Below are 19482 nucleotides of genomic sequence, written 5' to 3'. Positions count from 1 at the left end.
AGGTAAACTATGGTAAGTACACAAGAACAATTTGAACAGGTACAGGCTGTTAAAAAGTCGATTAACACAGCTAGTGAAACAGTAAAAAACCAAGCCTTGCTAGCCATGGCTGATCACTTATTAGCAGCTACTGAAGAGATTTTAGCAGCTAATGTCCTTGATATGGAAGCAGCAAAGGGTAAAATATCAGATGTTATGCTGGATCGTCTTTATTTGGATGCAGGGCGTATAGAAGCTATGGCAACAGGCATTCGTGATGTAGTTGCTTTACCAGATCCAATCGGTGAAGTCCTAGAAAGAAGTCAGCTTGAAAATGGTTTGGTCATTACTAAGAAGCGTGTGGCTATGGGTGTTATTGGCATTATCTATGAAAGTCGTCCAAATGTGACGTCTGATGCAGCTGCCCTTGCTCTCAAGAGTGGAAATGCGGTTGTTCTTCGGAGCGGTAAGGATGCCTACCAAACAGCTCATGCCATTGTCACAGCCTTGAAGAAGGGCTTGGAGACAACGACTATTCATCCAGATGTCATTCAATTAGTAGAAGATACTAGCCGTGAAAGTAGTTATGCCATGATGAAGGCTAAGGGTTATCTAGATCTTCTTATTCCTCGCGGAGGTGCCGGGTTAATTAATGCTGTCGTTGAGAATGCAATTGTGCCAGTTATCGAAACAGGTACAGGGATTGTTCATGTCTACGTTGACAAAGATGCGGATGAAGACAAGGCACTGTCTATTATCAATAACGCTAAAACTAGTCGTCCTTCAGTCTGCAATGCCATGGAAGTGCTGCTTGTTCATCAAGACAAGGCGGCAAGCTTCCTTCCTCGCTTGGAGCAAGTTCTGGTTGCCGATCGAAAAGAAGCTGGACTGGAACCGATTCAATTGCGTCTAGATGAGAAAGCTAGTCAATTTATTTCTGGGATAGCAGCGGAGCCACAAGATTTTGACACTGAGTTTTTAGACTATGTCCTAGCTGTAAAAGTAGTTTCTAGTCTTGAGGAAGCTGTAGAGCATATAGAAGTCCATAGCACCCATCATTCGGATGCGATTGTGACTGAAAATGCTGATGCTATAGCTTACTTTACAGATCAAGTAGACTCGGCAGCGGTTTATGTCAATGCTTCGACTCGTTTTACAGATGGTGGCCAATTTGGTCTAGGTTGTGAAATGGGGATTTCTACTCAAAAATTGCATGCTCGTGGTCCAATGGGCTTGAAGGAATTGACCAGCTACAAATATGTGGTTACTGGTGACGGACAGATAAGGGAGTAAGAGATGAAGATTGGATTTATCGGTTTGGGAAATATGGGTTCCAGCTTGGCTAAGGCTGTCTTGCAGGCAAAGATTAATTATCAGATTCTCCTTGCAAATCGTAGTCAAGCTAAGGTGGATGCTTTTATTGCCAATTATGGTGGTCTGGCTTCTATCAATGACGAAATCTTTGCAGAAGCAGATGTGATTTTTCTAGGAGTAAAGCCAGCACAGTTCTCAGAACTGCTTACTCAATATCAGTCAATCCTTGAGAAACGAGAAAGTCTTCTTTTGATTTCCATGGCAGCTGGTTTGACCTTGGAAAAACTCGCTAGTCTTCTTCCAAGTCACCATAGGATTATTCGCATCATGCCTAATACACCTGTTGCTATTGGGCAAGGAGTGATTAGTTATGCCTTGTCTGCAAATTGTCATCCAGAAGACAATGAACTTTTTTGTCAACTGTTAGTCAAGGCTGGTCAGTTAGTTGAATTAAGCGATGCTTTAATAGATGCGGCAACAGGGCTTGCAGGTTGTGGTCCTGCCTTTGTCTATCTATTTATCGAAGCTTTGGCAGATGCAGGAGTTCAAACAGGATTGCCACGAGAAATGGCTCTGAAAATGGCGGCTCAAACAGTAGTTGGTGCAGGTCAAATGGTCCTAGAAAGTCAACAACATCCTGGAGTCTTGAAAGACCAAGTTTGTAGCCCAGGTGGTTCGACCATTGCTGGTGTAGCAAGTCTAGAAGAGCATGCTTTTAGAGGAACCGTTATGGATGCTGTCAATCAAGCCTACAAAAAAACTCAAGAATTAGGCAAATAAGAGGTGAGCATTAAAACTCACTCTCTTTTTTTCTTACAAAGTAGAAAATGAAAAAAGCTTTTCACAAATCCCCATTTTTTTGATAGAATAGAAGAGAGAAAAATAGAAATGAGTTAGACATGTCAAAAGGATTTTTAGTCTCTCTTGAGGGACCAGAGGGAGCAGGAAAAACAAGCGTTCTTGAAGCTCTAATCCCTGTATTAGAGAATAGGGGAGTAGAAGTTTTAACAACGCGCGAACCAGGTGGGGTCTTAATTGGAGAAAAAATTCGCGAAGTTATCCTAGATCCTAGTCATACTGAAATGGATCCTAAGACTGAGCTTCTCCTCTATATTGCTAGTCGTCGACAACACTTGGTGGAAAAGGTCTTACCAGCACTTACAGCTGGAAAACTGGTTATCATGGATCGCTTTATCGATAGTTCTGTTGCTTATCAGGGCTTTGGGCGTGGTTTAGATATCGATGCTATTGATTGGCTTAATCAGTTTGCAACAGATGGACTGAAACCTGATCTAACTCTTTATTTTGATATTGAGGTGGAAGAGGGACTGGCACGTATTGCTGCCAATAGTGATCGGGAAGTCAATCGTTTGGACATGGAAGGTCTGGATCTACACCGAAAAGTTCGTCAAGGTTACCTTTCTCTTATTGAAAGAGAAGGAAATCGCATCGAAAAAATCGATGCTAGCCTACCACTTGATCAAGTGATTGAAAATACGCAGCAGCTACTTTTTGACAGGATGGGATTAAGGAGATGAAGCAAGAGCAATTAAGAGCTTGTCAGCCTCTACAATTTGAACGGTTTGTTCATATCTTAGAGCAAGGGCAACTCAATCACGCTTATCTCTTTTCAGGTAATTTTGGAAGTTTAGAGATGGCCCTTTTTTTGTCTAAAAGTCTCTTTTGTAGTGAGAAAACTGGTATTTTTCCTTGTGAAAAATGTCGGAATTGTAAATTGATTGAGCAGGAAGAGTTTCCTGATGTGACCATAATTAAACCTCTGAATCAAGTTATTAAGACGGAACGTATTCGAGAATTAGTTGGTCAATTTTCCCAGTCTGGTATTGAAAATCAACGTCAGGTCTTTATTATCGAGCAAGCTGAAAAAATGCATGTGAATGCTGCAAATTCACTCTTGAAGGTTATTGAAGAGCCACAAAGTGAGATTTATATTTTCTTTTTGACCGATGATGAAGAACAGATGTTACCAACGATTCGAAGTCGAACACAGATTTTCCAATTTAAGAAGCAAGTCTCTACTTTAATGTCACAGCTTGAAGAGGCTGGTTTAGTAAAAAATAAAGCTAAGCTATTGGCTCAGTTTAGTCAATCACAGGCAGAGGCTGATAAGCTAGTGCATCAAGCAGGATTTTGGACACTAGTAGATGAAAGTGAACGCCTCTTTTCTTGGCTTTTAGCCCATAAAAAAGAATCCTATTTGCAGGTTGCGAAACTAACGAGTTTGGCTGATGATAAAGAAAAGCAAGATCAAGTGCTCAGAATTTTAGAGGTATTAGCTGGTCAGGAGGTTCTCAATGTTTCTGCGCGGAACATCTTGCAAAATCTCGTCCAAACTCGAAAAATGTGGCGGGCCAATGTTAGCTTTCAAAACGCTTTGGAATACCTGGTTTTACAAAAAAATTTAAAGTAAAGATAGATTATAGAAAGGGCTGTAATGAATAAAAAAGAATTATTTGATGCTTTAGATGACTTTTCACAGCAATTGTTGGTAACCTTGGCAGACGTCGAAGCCATCAAAAAAAATCTCAAGAGTCTGGTAGAGGAAAATACAGCTCTTCGTTTAGAAAATGATAAACTGAGAGAACGTTTGGGAGAGGTTGAGGAGACAGCTCCAGCCAAAACGAAACATGTAAGGGAAAATGTCCGTCGCATTTATGAGGACGGTTTTCATGTTTGCCGTGACTTTTATGGTCAACGTCGAGAGCAAGATGCGGAATGCATGTTTTGTGATGAATTGTTATTTAGGGAGTAAGTATGCAGATTCAAAAGAGTTTTAAGGGACATACTCCCTATGGTAAGCTTTATCTAGTCGCAACGCCAATTGGTAATCTAGATGATATGACTTTTCGCGCCATTCAGACCTTGAAAGAGGTCGACTGGATCGCGGCAGAAGATACTCGTAATACTGGACTTTTGCTCAAGCATTTTGAGATCTCAACCAAGCAAATTAGTTTTCACGAACATAACGCCAAGGAAAAAATTCCTGATTTGATTGGTTTGTTGAAGCAAGGTCAAAATCTTGCCCAAGTATCTGATGCAGGGATGCCTAGTATTTCTGACCCGGGGCATGATTTGGTCAAGGCTGCCATTGAAGAAGATATCGCAGTTGTCACAGTTCCAGGAGCTAGTGCAGGGATTTCTGCCTTGATTGCCAGTGGCTTAGCACCACAACCTCACATTTTTTATGGTTTCTTACCACGAAAATCGGGCCAGCAAAAGCAGTTTTTCGAAGCGAAAAAAGCTTATCCAGAGACCCAGATTTTCTATGAATCACCTCACCGTGTGGCGGATACGCTAGAAAATATGCTAGAAGTCTACGGTGATCGCTCGGTGGTTTTGGTCAGAGAATTGACTAAAATCTTTGAAGAATATCAGCGTGGAACTATTACTGAATTATTAGAAAGTATTTCTGAAACACCTCTTAAAGGCGAATGCCTTCTCATTGTGGAGGGTGCTAGTCAAGAAGTAGAAGATAAGGATGAAGAGGATTTATTTTCTGAGATACAGGACCGCATTCATCAAGGTATGAAGAAAAATCAGGCCATTAAGGAAGTTGCAAAGATTTACCAATGGAACAAAAGCCAGCTCTACGCTGCTTATCACGAATGGGAAGACAATCAAGAAAACAACTAGACAGGGAAGTTTGCCTTCTTCCCTTTTTTTGTTATACTAGAAGAAGAAAAAAATAGAAAGATTTGTGGGAGTGAAAAAGTCCGGGGGACTTTTTCAGCCTGAGTCAAAAAATTCGAAAGCGAAGCAAGTTCGTTGAACTTTTTTAACCCGATTCAGGAAATTCACACTCCCAAAGAGGTATTAGTGTCGTGTCTCAATCTTATATCAATGTTATCGGTGCGGGATTGGCGGGTTCTGAAGCAGCCTACCAAATCGCAGAGCGTGGTATTCCAGTTAAACTTTATGAAATGCGTGGTGTCAAGTCAACACCACAACACAAAACTGACAATTTTGCAGAATTAGTGTGTTCTAATTCCTTGCGTGGGGATGCTCTTACAAATGCTGTCGGCCTCCTCAAAGAAGAAATGCGTCGCCTAGGTTCTCTTATCTTGGAATCTGCTGAAGCAACCCGTGTTCCTGCAGGTGGTGCTCTCGCGGTGGACCGTGACGGTTTTTCTCAAATGGTTACTGAAAAGATTGCCAACCATCCCTTGATTGAGGTCGTTCGTGACGAAATTACAGAATTGCCAACGGATGTTATTACAGTTGTGGCGACTGGTCCCTTGACTAGCGATGCACTTGCTGAGAAAATTCATGCTCTTAATGGTGGTGACGGTTTTTATTTCTACGATGCTGCAGCGCCTATTGTGGATGTTAATACGATTAATATGAATAAGGTTTATCTCAAATCTCGTTATGATAAGGGAGAAGCAGCCTATCTCAATGCTCCTATGACCAAGCAAGAGTTTATGGATTTCCATGAAGCCTTGGTCAATGCAGAAGAAGCTCCGTTGAATTCTTTCGAAAAAGAAAAATATTTTGAAGGATGCATGCCAATCGAAGTCATGGCTAAACGGGGTATCAAAACCATGCTCTATGGTCCTATGAAACCAGTTGGTTTGGAGTATCCAGACGATTACACAGGTCCTCGTGATGGAGACTTTAAAACTCCTTATGCGGTCGTTCAGCTTCGTCAGGACAATGCTGCAGGTAGTCTTTATAACATCGTTGGTTTCCAAACTCACCTTAAATGGGGAGAACAAAAGCGTGTCTTCCAAATGATTCCAGGTCTTGAAAATGCAGAGTTTGTCCGTTATGGAGTCATGCACCGCAATTCTTACATGGATTCACCAAATCTTCTTGAGCAGACATACCGTTCTAAGAAACAGCCAAATCTATTCTTCGCTGGTCAGATGACGGGTGTGGAAGGCTATGTTGAGTCAGCGGCATCAGGTCTAGTAGCTGGTATTAACGCAGCTCGTATTTTCAAGGGAGAAAGTCCTGCTATTTTCCCAGAGACAACAGCAATTGGAAGTCTAGCTCATTACATCACCCATGCTGATAGTAAACACTTCCAACCAATGAACGTCAATTTCGGAATTATCAAGGAATTGGAAGGCGACCGCATTCGTGATAAGAAGGCTCGTTATGAAAAAATTGCAGAGCGTGCCTTGGCTGATTTGGAAAACTTTTTATCCGTTTAAAATTTTCAAAAGAATAACTCATGAGACTATAAAATTCTCAAAAAATGTGATAGAATAGTTTGAATAAAATAAAGGAGCGAAGTCAGGTGGAACCCAAATATAAACGTATTTTGATTAAGTTATCAGGTGAGGCCCTTGCTGGCGAACGTGGTGTCGGAATTGACATCAAAACAGTTCAAGCAATGGCTCAAGAAATTCAAGAAGTACATAACTTAGGTATTGAGATTGCCCTCGTTATTGGTGGAGGAAATCTCTGGCGTGGAGAACCTGCTGCAGAAGCTGGAATGGATCGTGTACAAGCAGATTATACAGGAATGCTTGGAACCGTTATGAATGCTCTTGTAATGGCAGATTCATTGCAACAAGTTGGTGTGGATACACGTGTTCAAACAGCCATTGCTATGCAACAAGTAGCAGAACCTTACGTTCGTGGTCGTGCTCTTCGTCATCTTGAAAAAGGACGCATAGTTATCTTTGGTGCGGGAATTGGTTCACCATACTTCTCAACAGATACAACAGCGGCTCTTCGTGCAGCTGAGATTGAAGCGGACGCTATCTTGATGGCTAAGAATGGGGTTGATGGTGTCTACAATGCTGATCCTAAAAAAGATAAGACAGCTGTTAAATTTGAAGAGTTGACTCACCGTGACGTGATCAATAAAGGTCTCCGTATCATGGACTCAACAGCTTCAACACTTTCAATGGACAATGATATTGACTTGGTAGTTTTCAACATGAACCAACCAGGAAATATTAAACGTGTTGTATTTGGTGAAAATATCGGAACTACAGTTTCAAATAATATCGAAGAAAAGGAATAAGAAAAGATTATGGCAAACGCAATCGTAGAAAAAGCAAAAGAGAGAATGACCCAATCTCACCACTCACTTGCTCGTGAGTTTGGAAGTATTCGTGCTGGCCGTGCTAATGCTAGCTTGCTTGACCGCATCCACGTTGAGTACTATGGTGTTGAAACACCACTTAACCAAATTGCTTCTATCACAATCCCAGAAGCGCGTGTTTTGTTGGTAACACCATTTGACAAATCATCTTTGAAAGATATCGAACGTGCTTTGAATGCTTCAGACCTAGGTATTACACCAGCTAACGATGGCTCTGTTATTCGCTTGGTAATCCCAGCTCTCACAGAAGAAACTCGTCGCGACCTTGCTAAAGAAGTGAAAAAAGTCGGTGAAAATGCTAAAGTTGCTATCCGTAATATCCGTCGTGATGCTATGGACGAGGCTAAGAAACAAGAAAAAGCAAAAGAAATCACTGAAGACGAATTGAAGACTCTTGAAAAAGATATTCAAAAAGCAACAGACGATGCTGTTAAACACATCGACGAAATGACTGCCAACAAAGAAAAAGAAATCTTGGAAGTCTAAGAAATAAACAGAAAAACTCAGTTGGCATTGCTGGCTGAGTTTTATTCGAAAGAAGGAAATATGAATACAAATCTTGCAAGTTTTATCGTTGGACTCATCATCGATGAAAATGACCGTTTTTACTTTGTTCAAAAGGATGGTCAAACATATGCCCTAGCTAAAGAAGAAGGTCAGCATACAGTTGGTGATACGGTCAAAGGTTTTGCTTACACAGATATGAAGCAAAAATTGCGCCTCACTACTACAGAAGTGACTGCAACTCAGGAACAATTTGGTTGGGGAACCGTAACAGAGGTTCGTAAGGACCTTGGGGCTTTTGTTGATACAGGATTACCAGACAAGGAAATCGTTGTGTCACTTGATATTCTCCCTGAACTTAAAGAACTCTGGCCAAAGAAAGGTGATCGACTTTATATTCGTCTAGAAGTGGATAAGAAGGACCGTATCTGGGGAATCTTAGCTTATCAGGAAGATTTCCAACGATTGGCACGTCCTGCCTACAATAACATGCAGAATCAAAATTGGCCTGCCATTGTTTACCGTCTCAAATTATCAGGAACTTTCGTCTATCTACCAGAGAACAACATGCTTGGATTTATCCATCCAAGTGAGCGCTATGCGGAACCTCGTTTGGGACAAGTTTTAGATGCGCGTGTCATTGGATTCCGTGAGATTGACCGAACGCTTAATCTCTCTTTAAAACCACGCTCTTTCGAGATGTTGGAAAATGATGCCCAGATGATCTTGACTTATTTGGAAAGCAATGGTGGCTTCATGACCTTGAATGATAAGTCATCACCAGATGATATCAAGGCTACTTTCGGTATTTCAAAAGGTCAGTTTAAAAAAGCACTCGGTGGTTTGATGAAGGCTGGCAAAATCAAGCAAGATCAGTTTGGTACCGAATTAATTTAGGGAGGCTTATGAGAAAATCATTTTATACTTGGCTCATGACAGAACGAAATCCTAAAAGTAATAGTCCTAAAGCTATTTTAGCGGATCTGGCTTTTGAGGAGCCCGCCTTTCCGAAACATACAGATGATTTTGATCAAGTCAGTCGTTTTTTAGAGGAACATGCTAGCTTTTCCTTTAATATGGGAGACTTCGATCGTATCTGGCAGGAATATTTAGAACATTAAGGCTACTAGATGAGGTTTGGGATAGTAATTTCTCAGCCTCTTTGCTATAATATAGTCATTCAGTTATCTTTTATGAGGATTTTACTTATTTTGGCAAGTATCGTTTACCATTACGAATTGTCAAAGTGATAGGATTTTTGAAAGTTATTTCATACTTAAAAGAAAACAAAATGATAAAACGAAATAAGAGAATTAGAGAGGTTCTTTGTTTGAAGGAACATTCAATAGATATTCAACTGAGTCATCCAGATGACCTATTTCATCTTTTTGGGTCCAATGAGCGCCACCTTAGATTGATGGAGGATGAATTAGATGTCATCATCCATGCCCGTACAGAGATTGTACAAGTCTTGGGAGCAGAGAATGCTTGTGAGGAAGCCCGTCAAGTTATCCAAGCCTTAGTGGTCTTGGTTAATCGTGGAATGACTGTTGGAACTCCAGATGTGGTGACAGCCATTACCATGGTTAAGAATAATGAAATCGATAAGTTTGTCGCCCTCTATGAAGAAGAGATTATCAAGGATAATACAGGTAAGCCCATCCGTGTTAAAACCTTGGGTCAAAAGCTTTATGTGGATAGTGTCAAGCAACACGATGTGACCTTTGGGATTGGGCCAGCAGGAACAGGTAAGACCTTCTTAGCAGTGACTTTGGCCGTAACAGCTCTCAAGCGTGGACAAGTCAAGCGAATCATTTTGACACGTCCAGCAGTGGAAGCGGGAGAGAGCCTTGGATTTCTTCCAGGTGATCTCAAGGAAAAGGTAGATCCTTACCTTCGTCCTGTTTATGATGCCTTGTACCAGATTCTCGGAAAAGACCAAACAACTCGTCTCATGGAACGTGAAATCATTGAAATCGCTCCACTTGCCTATATGCGTGGACGTACATTGGATGATGCCTTTGTTATATTGGATGAAGCGCAAAATACAACCATCATGCAGATGAAGATGTTTTTGACTCGTTTAGGCTTTAATTCTAAGATGATTGTCAATGGAGATATCAGTCAGATTGACCTGCCACGTAATGTCAAGTCCGGTTTGATTGATGCTCAAGAAAAACTCAAGAACATCCATCAGATTGACTTTGTTCATTTCTCAGCCAAGGATGTGGTTCGCCACCCAGTTGTCGCTCAAATTATCAGAGCCTATGAACCTCGACCTGTCAAAGCTGAAGAAAACGAAGAAGAAAGAGAATAAGGAAAAAGGACCTAGGCAAAAACTAGCTTCTAAATAAAACCACACAGTGATTTCAGTCTTGAATACAATCAAGCTGAAAGAAACACTGTGTGGTTTTTGAATAGGTGAACGTTTTAGATGCTAGATTCTTTGCCAATTTGGTGAGATTCATGCTCATGAAGATGAATGCTATCTCTGTTGCGACAGCTTGTTTACCTCTGACATGCACTCTGCGCACGCCGAAAACTACCAAAAACGGGTTCAACATCAATTTTCCGTTTGGCATAAATTTGAGAGCTTTCTTCACTATGTAATGTTTGTGTAAGGAGTTCCTTAAAGTAATTCCAAGTTTGATTATAATGGATTTGTTTCTGATTCCCACTATCCGTTTTAGCCAAGTGTTCTAACTTAGGAGTATCTTGAATTTTATCCGCCTCATAAATCTTGAAATCACGTTGAAGCCCATACTTGTCAGTTCGACTAGAGTAGTTCTTAAAGGAATAAACTAGGCCGTCGGGCTTTATAAACTGGTCCGTGTCCTCAAGATATTCCCAGTTCATTGGGTTATCTGTGCTCGTTTAGTACTTTTTAGTCAATTTTGATTAGGTTGTTGGCATGTTTACTGGAGCGGAAATTATTAATCGTTTTATAGCTAACATAGGTATCTTGGCTCAACCATTTCATGAGAATGACTTCTTCGTTCATTTGAACGATTTTATGTCCAAAGAACACTTGACGACCATAAGCGAATATGGTCATCTTCATGAGTATGGTTGGACGAAAGGCAGGACGACCAGTGTGAGAGGTCTATTTCAGTAATACTTGACTAGGGATATTGTCAACAAATAGGCTAATCATTCTCGCTTCGTAACTTAGTGGAATATCGTAGGCAAGATTCACTTCCAAACTTAACTGAGTTTTTGATGGTTTTAGTAGTGGTTCAACTTCATTCCTACTATTCTTGATGGTGTGAATATGCTTATAATGTATTCCAGTTAAACACGAAAGCTTTGAACTTTATGAAATTAACATACGTTAATAAAAAAATTAACCCGTATTAATTTTTCTTGACTTAAATTTTTTTAATTGATATACTATTTTCAGAGAGTTAACAATTATATATAAATGCACTACTCTATTTCCTAGATAATACTTAGTAAAACTTTTTATAACAAAGGCTAGCAAAGTTAAAGTTTTCTATCTATTGGAAGTTAAATAAATATGTAAGGAATTAAAATGAAAAAAAGTACAGTATTGTCATTAACCACAGCTGCAGTTATTTTAGCAGCATATGTCCCTAATGAGGTAGTTTTAGCAGATACACCTAGTTCTGAAGATTCTTTAAAAATATCTGATAAAGAAACAGTAGTAGGTAAACAAAAAGAAAACAAAGAAAAACTTGAAGATATTCATAATGCTATAGAAACTTCAAAGGATACTGAAGAGAAGAAAACAACGGTTATTGAGGAAAAAGAAGTTGTTAGTAAAGAATCTGTGATAGATAACAAAACTAGCAATGAAGAAAAAATCAAAGAAGATTCCAATCAATCCCAAGAAGATAAAGCGGACTCGTCTGCAAGTAAAGACCCAGAAAGTCCCAAAAAAGAGGATAAACTTGTCTATATTGCTGAATTTAAAGATAAAGAATCTGGAGAAAAAGCAATCAAGGAATTATCCAATCTTAAGGATACAAAAGTTTTATATACTTATGATACGGTTTTTAATGGTGTTGCAATAGAAACAACTCCAGATAATCTGGACAAAATTAAACTAATAGAGGGTATCTCATCGGTTGAACGATCACAAAAAGTCCAGCCAATGATGAATCATGCTAGAAAGGAAATTGGAGTTGAAGAGGCAATTGATTACCTAAAGTCTATCAATGTTCCATTTGGTAAAAATTTTGATGGTAGAGGTATGGTCATTTCAAATATCGATACCGGGACAGATTATAGGCATAAGGCCATGAGGATTGATGATGATGCTAAAGGCTCAATGAGATTCAAAAAAGAAGACTTAAAAGGTACTGATAAAAATTTCTGGTTGAGTGATAAAATCCCTCATGCTTTCAATTATTATAATGGTGGTAAAATTACTGTAGAAAAAGCTGACGATGGAAGCGATTATTTTGATCCACATGGAATGCATATTGCAGGGATTCTTGCGGGAAATGATACTGAAAAAGATATTAAAAACTTTAACGGAATAGATGGAATTGCTCCTAATGCACAAATTTTCTCTTATAAAATGTACTCTGACGCAGGATCTGGCTTCGCAGGAGATGAAACAATGTTTCATGCTATTGAAGATTCGATCAAACACAATGTCGATGTTGTTTCGGTATCATCTGGCTTTACAGGAACAGGTCTTGTAGGTGAGAAATATTGGGAAGCTATTAGAGCGTTAAGAAAAGCAGGCATTCCAATGGTTGTAGCTACGGGTAACTATGCGACTTCTGCTTCAAGTTCTTCTTGGGATTTAGTGGCAAATAATAATCTGAAAATGACCGACACTGGAAATGTAACACGAACTGCAGCACATGAAGATGCGATAGCAGTTGCTTCTGCTAAAAATCAAACAGTTGAGTTTGATAAAGTTAACATAGGTGGAGAAAGTTTTAAATATAGAAATATAGGGGCCTTTTTCGATAAGAATAAAATCATAACAAACGAAGATGGTTCAAAAGCTCCTAGTAAATTGAAATTTGTATATATAGGCAAAGGTCAAGACCAAGATTTGATAGGATTGAATCTTAAGGGCAAAATTGCAGTAATGGATAGAATTTATACAAAGGATTTAAAAAATGCTTTTAAACGAGCAACGGATAAGGGCGCACGTGGCATTATGGTTGTAAATACTGTCAATTACTACAATAGAGATAATTGGACAGAGCTTCCAGCCATGGGATATGAAGCAGATGAAGGGACTAAAAGTCAAGTATTTTCAATTTCAGGAGATGATGGTGTAAAGCTATGGAACATGATTAATCCTGATAAAAAAACTGAGGTTAAAAGAAATAGTAAGGAAGATTTCAAAGATAAATTGGAGCAATACTATCCAATTGATATGGCCAGCTATAATTCTAATAAACCGAATGTAGGTGACGAAAAAGAGATTGACTTTAAGTTTGCACCTGACACAGACAAAGAATTGTATAAAGAAGATGTCATCGTTCCAGCAGGATCCACATCTTGGGGACCGAGAACAGATTTACTTTTAAAGCCTGATGTCTCAGCACCAGGTAAAAATATTAAATCCACTCTCAATGTCATTAATGGGAAATCAACTTATGGTTATATGTCAGGGACTAGTATGGCAACTCCAATCGTGGCAGCTTCTACTGTTTTGATTAGACCAAAGTTAAAGGAAATGCTTGAAAGACCTGCCTTGAAAAATCTTAAGGGAGATGACAAAATAGACCTTACAAGTCTTACAAAAATAGCCCTACAAAATACTGCACGGCCTATGATGGATGCGACTTCTTGGAAAGAAAAAAGTCAATACTTTGCATCACCTAGACAACAGGGAGCAGGGCTAATTAATGTTGCCAATGCTTTGAGAAATGAAGTTGTAGCGACTTTCAAAAACACAGATTCTAAAGGTTTGGTAAACTCTTATGGTTCTATTTCTCTTAAAGAAATAAAAGGAGATAAAAAATACTTTACAATTAAGCTTCACAATACATCAAACAGACCTTTAACCTTTAAAGTTTCAGCCTCAGCGGTAACTACAGATGCTCTAACTGATAGACTAAAACTGGATGAAACATACAAAGATGAAAAATCTCCAGATGGTAAGCAAATTGTTCCAGAAATTCACCCAGAGAAAGTAAAAGATGCAAATATTACATTTGAGCATGACACTTTCACTATAGGCCCAAATTCTAGCTTTGATTTAAATGCGGTTATAAACGTTGGAGAGGCTAAAAATAAAAATAAATTTGTAGAATCATTTATTCATTTTGAGTCAGTGGAAGAAATGGAAGCTCTAAACTCCAATGGGAAGAAAACAAATTTCCAACCTTCTTTATCGATGCCTCTAATGGGATTTGCTGGGGATTGGAACAAGGAACCAATCCTTGATAAATGGGCCTGGGAAGAGGGTTCAAAATCAAAAACAATGGAAGGTTATGATGATGATGGTAAACCAAAAATTCCAGGAACCTTAAATAAGGGAATTGGTGGAGAACATGGTATAGATAAATTTAATCCAGCAGGAGTTATACAAAATAGAAAAGATAAAAATACAACATCCCTAGATCAAAATCCAGAATTATTTGCTTTCAATAACGAAGGGATCAACGCACCATCATCAAGTGGTTCTAATATTGCTAAAATTTATCCTTTAGATTCAAATGGAAATCCTCAAGATGCTCAACTTGAGAGAGGATTAACACCTTCTCCACTTGTATTAAGAAGTGCAGAAGAAGGAATGATTTCAATAGTAAATACAAATAAAGAGGGAGACAATCAAAGAGACTTAAAAGTCATTTCGAGAGAACACTTTGTTAAAGGAATTTTAAACTCTAAAAGAAATGATGCAAAGGGAATCAAATCTTCTAAGCTAAAAGTTTGGGGCGACTTGAAATGGGATGGACTCATCTATAATCCTAGAGGGAAAGAAGAAAATGCACCAGAAAGCAAGGATACCAAAGATCCAGCTACTAGGATAAGAGGTCAATTTGAACCGATTGCGGAAGGTCAATATTTCTATAAATTTAAATATAGATTAACCAAGGATTACCCATGGCAGGTTTCCTATATTCCTGTAAAAATTGATAACACAGCTCCTAAGATTGTTTCGGTTGATTTTTCAAATCCTGAAAAAATTAAGCTGATTACAAAGGATACTTATCACAAGGTAAAAGATCAATACAAGAATGAAACTCTATTTGCGAGAGATCAAAAAGAACATCCTGAAAAATTTGACGAGATTGCAAACGAAGTTTGGTATGCTGGCGCCGCTCTTGTTAATGAAGATGGAGAGGTTGAGAAAAATCTTGAAGTAACTTACGCAGGTGAGGGTCAAGGAAGAAATAGGAAACTTGACAAAGACGGAAATACCATTTATGAAATTAATGGTGCAGGAGATTTAAGAGGAAAAATCATTGAAGTCATTGCATTAGATGGCTCTAGCAATTTCACAAAGATTCATAGAATTAGATTTGCTGATCATGCTGATGAAAAGGGGATGATTTCCTATTATCTAGTAGATCCTGATCAGGATTCATCTAAATACCAAAAACTTGGAGAGATTGCCGAATCTAAATTTAAAAATTTAGAAAATAGAAAAGAGGATAGTCTTAAAAAAGATACAACTGAGGAAGAAAATCATCAAGAAAATGAAGAGTCTAACGAAGAAAAATCTAGTTTTACTATTCATAAAACTATTTCAACAATTAGAGATTTTGAAAGCAAAGACTTAAAGAAACTCATTAAAAAGAAATTTAGAGAAGTTGATGACTTTACAAGTGAAACTGGTAAGAGAACAGAGGAATACGATTATAAATACGATGATAAGGGAAATATCATTGCTTATGACGATGGTAGCGCCTTACAATATGAAACTGAAAAACTTGACGAAATCAAATCAAAAATTTATGGTGTTCTAAGCCCGTCTAAAGATGGACACTTTGAAATTCTTGGAAAGTTCAGTAATGTTTCTAAAAATGCCAAGGTATATTATGGAAATAGCTATAAATCTATAGAAATCAAAACGACCAAGTATGATTCCCACTCAAAAATGATGACATTTGATTTATACGCTAATATTAATGATATTGTGGATGGATTAGCTTTTGCAGGAGATATGAGATTCTTTGTTAAAGATGGTGATAAGATAAAAGCTGAAACGAAGATTAGAATGCCTGAAAAAAATAAGGAAACTAAAACAGAATATCCCTATGCATCAAGTTATGGGAATGTAATAGAATTAGGAGAAGGTGATCTTTCAAAGAACAAACCAAATAATTTAACGGAAATGGAATCTGGTAAAATCTATTCTGATTCAGAAAAACAACAATATCTATTAAAAGATAACATCATTCTAAGAAAAGGCTATGCACTAAAAGTGACTACCTATAATCCTGGAAAAACGGATATGTTAGAAGGAAATGGAGTCTATAGCAAGGAAGATATAGCAAAAATACAAAAGGCCAATCCTAATCTAAGAGTCCTATCAGAAAAAATAATTTATGCTGATAGTAGAAATGTTGAAGATGGAAGAAGTACTCAATCCGTATTAATGTCGGCTTTGGACGGCTTTAACATTGTAAAATATCAAGTGTTTACCTTTAAAATGAACGATAAAGGGGAAGCTATTGATAAAGATGGAAATCTTGTAACAGATTCTTCTAAACTGGTATTATTTGGTAAGGATGGTAAAGAGTACACTGGAGAGGATAAGTCCAATGTAGAAGCCATAAAAGAAGATGGCTCTACGTTATTTATTGATGCAAAACCAGTAAATCTTTCAATGGACAAGAACTACTTTAATCCATCTAAATCTAATAAAATTTATGTACGAAATCCAGAATTTTATTTAAGAGGTAAGATTTCTGATAAGGGTGGTTTTAACTGGGAGTTGAGAGTTAATGAATCTGTTGTAGATAATTATTTAATCTACGGAGATTTACACATTGATAACACTAGAGATTTTAATATTAAGCTTAATGTTAAAGACGGTGACATCATGGACTGGGGAATGAAAGACTATAAAGCAAACGGATTTCCAGATAAGGTAACAGATATGGATGGAAATGTTTATCTTCAAACTGGCTATAGCGATTTGAATGCGAAAGCGGTTGGAGTACACTATCAATTTTTATATGATAATGTTAAACCAGAAGTAAACATTGATCCTAAGGGAAATACTAGTATCGAATATGCTGACGGAAAATCTGTAGTCTTTAATATCAATGATAAAAGAAATAATGGATTTGATGGTGAGATTCAAAACAAACATATTTATGTAAATGGAAAAGAATACAAATCATTTGATGATATTAAACAAATAACAGACAAGACACTAAACATTAAGATTGTTGTAAAAGATTTCGCAAGAAATACGACCGTAAAAGAATTCATTTTAAACAAAGATACGGGAGAGGTAAGCGAATTAAAACCTCATACGGTGACTGTGACCATTCAAAATGGAAAAGAAATGAGTTCTAAGATAGTGTCGGAAGAAGATTTCATTTTACCTGTCTATAAGGGTGAATTAGAAAAAGGATATCAATTTGATGGCTGGGAAATTTCTGGTTTCGAAGGAAAAAAAGACGCTGGCTATGTTATTAATGTATCAAAAGATACCCTTATAAAACCTGTATTCAAGAAAATAGAGGAGAAAAAGGAGGAGGAAAATAAACCTACTTTTGATGAATCGAAAAAGAAAGATAAGGTGCAAGTTAATCATAATCAATTAGATAAAAGTCACAGAAAAGAGGATTTACAAAGAGAAAATCATTCACACAAATCTGATTCAACTGAAGGTGTCAAAGCTACAGTTCCTGTACAAGTAAATTATAGTCAATTAGATGAAAGTCAAAGATCTGATTCAACTAAGGATGTTACAGCTCCAGTTCCTGATAAAAATGATAAAAACTTTGAAAATAAGAAAGAAGTTTATCTTAATGAACCAGAGAACATAGCTAATAAACATACTAATATTGATAGTAAGTCAACTACTAATAATACTGATAGATTACCAAAAACCGGAACAGTTAGCGAAGTCTTCACGTCATTGGTTGCCGGAATAATGTTTACCTTAGGTGCATTTCTTGGATTAAAGAAAAAAGATCAAGATTAAGACAAAAGCTATAGAAAAATGGTTTGTGTACTGAGATTAGATAGTGTGATGATGAGACAATTTTGTGAAAATAGCCATTTATAACTCAATTATTTAGTTTGCTTTGATAGTGATACTCTTTTTGGATTTATTAATGGACTTAGCTTAGATAACTAATGAATTGATTGAAAGGGTTAATATTGACAAATAGTGATCACATTGATTAGAAACTAGAGTCTATCAAAATTTAAATTATAAAACATGACATGAGAAAACGAGCATCTCCAAGAACGGAAATGCTCGTTTTTGAGATTTAGAAGCTAGTTTTTATGTAGCTTCTTATTTTTGTAGTTTTAATTTGTAAATCATTTTAGACAAGTTTACTGATTGAAGTGAAGTCACGTTCCAAGCCTTCTGCAACTGGTTGGCTGGTGAGGTATCCTTGATAGGTTGTCACACCTTCAAGCAAGCCTGCGTCTTCTAGGATAGCTTTCTTAAATCCTTTTCCTGCCAAGGCTTCGATATATGGGAGAGTCACATTTGTAAGGGCGATAGTAGAAGTGCGAGCAACTGCTCCAGGAATGTTAGCAACGGCATAGTGAAGAACACCGTGTTTTTCATAGACTGGTTCATCGTGAGTTGTCACACGGTCAGCTGTCGCTATAACACCACCTTGGTCAACAGCAACGTCAACAATGACAGAACCAGGACGCATTTGTTGTACCATTTCATCTGTCACCAATTTTGGAGCTTTGGCACCAGGAATCAAAACTGCACCGATAACAACGTCTGCTTCACGCACACTTGCTTCAATATTAAATGGGTTAGACATCAAAGTTTGGATTTGGTGACCAAAGACATCTTCTAGGACAGAGAGGCGTTTAGCGCTGATATCAAGAATGGTTACTTGAGCTCCCAAACCTAGCGCAATGCGGGCTGCGTGTGTACCAACAACACCACCACCGATGATGGATACTTTTCCTTTTGGAACACCAGGGACACCACCGAGTAGAACTCCTGAACCACCAGCTTGTTTAGTCAAGAAATGAGCACCGATTTGGACTGCCATACGACCAGCTACCTCACTCATTGGAACGAGAAGCGGAAGTTGTCCTTGAGTATCACGGACTGTCTCATAAGCAACACCCGTTGCTTTAGCTGCAAGCATTGCATCTGCCAATTCTGGAGCAGCCGCCATGTGTAAGTAGGTGAAAAGAAGTAAATCCTCACGCAAGAACTGGTACTCACTAGCAAGGGGTTCCTTCACTTTAACAACTAATTCTGCTGACCAGGCTTCAGCAGCAGTAGCGACAATTTCAGCTCCTTGCTTTTCATAGTCAGCATCAGCAAAACCAGAACCAAGTCCAGCATTTGTTTCGATGAGGACTCGGTGACCACGACCAACAAGACTCTGTACACCAGCAGGTGTCAAAGCAACACGATTTTCATTATTTTTAATTTCCTTTGGAATTCCAATTAACATAGGATAACTCACTTTCTATTAAGCTATTTTAATTTATGTATC

At 38.1% G+C, this 19482-nt stretch carries 14 protein-coding genes and 1 pseudogene; 13 read left to right on the top strand and 2 right to left on the bottom strand.

Going from position 1 to position 19482, the window contains the following annotated elements:
* Positions 1-9 precede the first annotated feature (9 nt).
* The 12 genes from AXE83_RS06650 to AXE83_RS06595 all read left to right on the top strand — a co-directional run bounded on the left by AXE83_RS06650 (position 10) and on the right by AXE83_RS06595 (position 10193).
* Entirely contained in the window at positions 10-1272 is a 1263-nt protein-coding gene (locus tag AXE83_RS06650) for a glutamate-5-semialdehyde dehydrogenase (RefSeq protein WP_060955863.1), read from the top strand.
* Between the two features lie 3 nt (positions 1273-1275).
* Positions 1276-2073 carry a pyrroline-5-carboxylate reductase gene (gene proC / locus AXE83_RS06645; protein WP_060955862.1) on the top strand — a complete coding sequence of 266 codons (798 nt, stop codon included), beginning with the start codon at positions 1276-1278 and terminating at the stop codon, positions 2071-2073.
* Positions 2074-2192: 119 nt separating this feature from the next.
* Positions 2193-2831, top strand: a complete 639-nt coding sequence (gene tmk / locus AXE83_RS06640; RefSeq protein ID WP_060955861.1) for a dTMP kinase — start codon at positions 2193-2195, stop codon at positions 2829-2831.
* On the top strand, positions 2828-3724 hold the full coding sequence (locus AXE83_RS06635) for a DNA polymerase III subunit delta' (RefSeq protein WP_060955860.1): 897 nt from the start codon (positions 2828-2830) through the stop codon (positions 3722-3724). Before tmk ends, AXE83_RS06635 begins: the two co-directional genes overlap by 4 nt.
* Positions 3725-3748: 24 nt before the next feature.
* Positions 3749-4066 carry a DNA replication initiation control protein YabA gene (yabA, locus tag AXE83_RS06630; RefSeq protein WP_001034369.1) on the top strand — a complete coding sequence of 106 codons (318 nt, stop codon included), beginning with the start codon at positions 3749-3751 and terminating at the stop codon, positions 4064-4066.
* A gap of 2 nt (positions 4067-4068) precedes the next feature.
* The gene (gene rsmI / locus AXE83_RS06625) at positions 4069-4947 is read left to right on the top strand and encodes a 16S rRNA (cytidine(1402)-2'-O)-methyltransferase (RefSeq protein WP_060955859.1); all 879 of its coding nucleotides are present in this window, start codon (positions 4069-4071) and stop codon (positions 4945-4947) included.
* A gap of 188 nt (positions 4948-5135) precedes the next feature.
* Positions 5136-6470, top strand: coding sequence for a methylenetetrahydrofolate--tRNA-(uracil(54)-C(5))-methyltransferase (FADH(2)-oxidizing) TrmFO (gene trmFO / locus AXE83_RS06620; protein ID WP_060955858.1), 1335 nt, complete (start codon positions 5136-5138; stop codon positions 6468-6470).
* Positions 6471-6556: 86 nt separating this feature from the next.
* Positions 6557-7291: a UMP kinase gene (gene pyrH / locus AXE83_RS06615; RefSeq protein WP_000433488.1), complete on the top strand. Its 735-nt coding sequence runs from the start codon at positions 6557-6559 to the stop codon at positions 7289-7291.
* Positions 7292-7300: 9 nt separating this feature from the next.
* Positions 7301-7858 carry a ribosome recycling factor gene (gene frr, locus AXE83_RS06610; RefSeq protein WP_001262232.1) on the top strand — a complete coding sequence of 186 codons (558 nt, stop codon included), beginning with the start codon at positions 7301-7303 and terminating at the stop codon, positions 7856-7858.
* Positions 7859-7918: 60 nt separating this feature from the next.
* Complete coding sequence (gene cvfB / locus AXE83_RS06605; RefSeq protein WP_060955857.1) at positions 7919-8773, top strand: RNA-binding virulence regulatory protein CvfB; 855 nt, start codon at positions 7919-7921, stop codon at positions 8771-8773.
* A gap of 8 nt (positions 8774-8781) precedes the next feature.
* Entirely contained in the window at positions 8782-8997 is a 216-nt protein-coding gene (locus tag AXE83_RS06600; RefSeq protein ID WP_060955856.1) for a YozE family protein, read from the top strand.
* 209 nt (positions 8998-9206) lie between these two features.
* Positions 9207-10193, top strand: coding sequence for a PhoH family protein (locus AXE83_RS06595; protein WP_060956387.1), 987 nt, complete (start codon positions 9207-9209; stop codon positions 10191-10193).
* Positions 10194-10199: 6 nt separating this feature from the next.
* Here AXE83_RS06595 and AXE83_RS10645 read toward each other — a convergent pair.
* Positions 10200-11138 (bottom strand): annotated as a pseudogene (locus AXE83_RS10645) (transposase); the annotation flags it as partial.
* 270 nt (positions 11139-11408) lie between these two features.
* Here AXE83_RS10645 and AXE83_RS06580 point away from each other — a divergent pair.
* On the top strand, positions 11409-17978 hold the full coding sequence (locus AXE83_RS06580; RefSeq protein WP_060955853.1) for a S8 family peptidase: 6570 nt from the start codon (positions 11409-11411) through the stop codon (positions 17976-17978).
* Positions 17979-18327: 349 nt separating this feature from the next.
* Here AXE83_RS06580 and ald read toward each other — a convergent pair whose 3' ends face one another.
* Complete coding sequence (gene ald, locus AXE83_RS06575; protein ID WP_049528166.1) at positions 18328-19440, bottom strand: alanine dehydrogenase; 1113 nt, start codon at positions 19438-19440, stop codon at positions 18328-18330.
* Positions 19441-19482 lie beyond the last annotated feature (42 nt).

This window comes from Streptococcus sp. oral taxon 431, assembly GCF_001553685.1.
In the GTDB taxonomy this organism is placed as follows: Bacteria; Bacillota; Bacilli; order Lactobacillales; family Streptococcaceae; genus Streptococcus.
The sequence above is the reverse complement of the archived record's forward strand: the minus strand, read 5'-3'. Positions and strand labels throughout refer to the sequence as shown.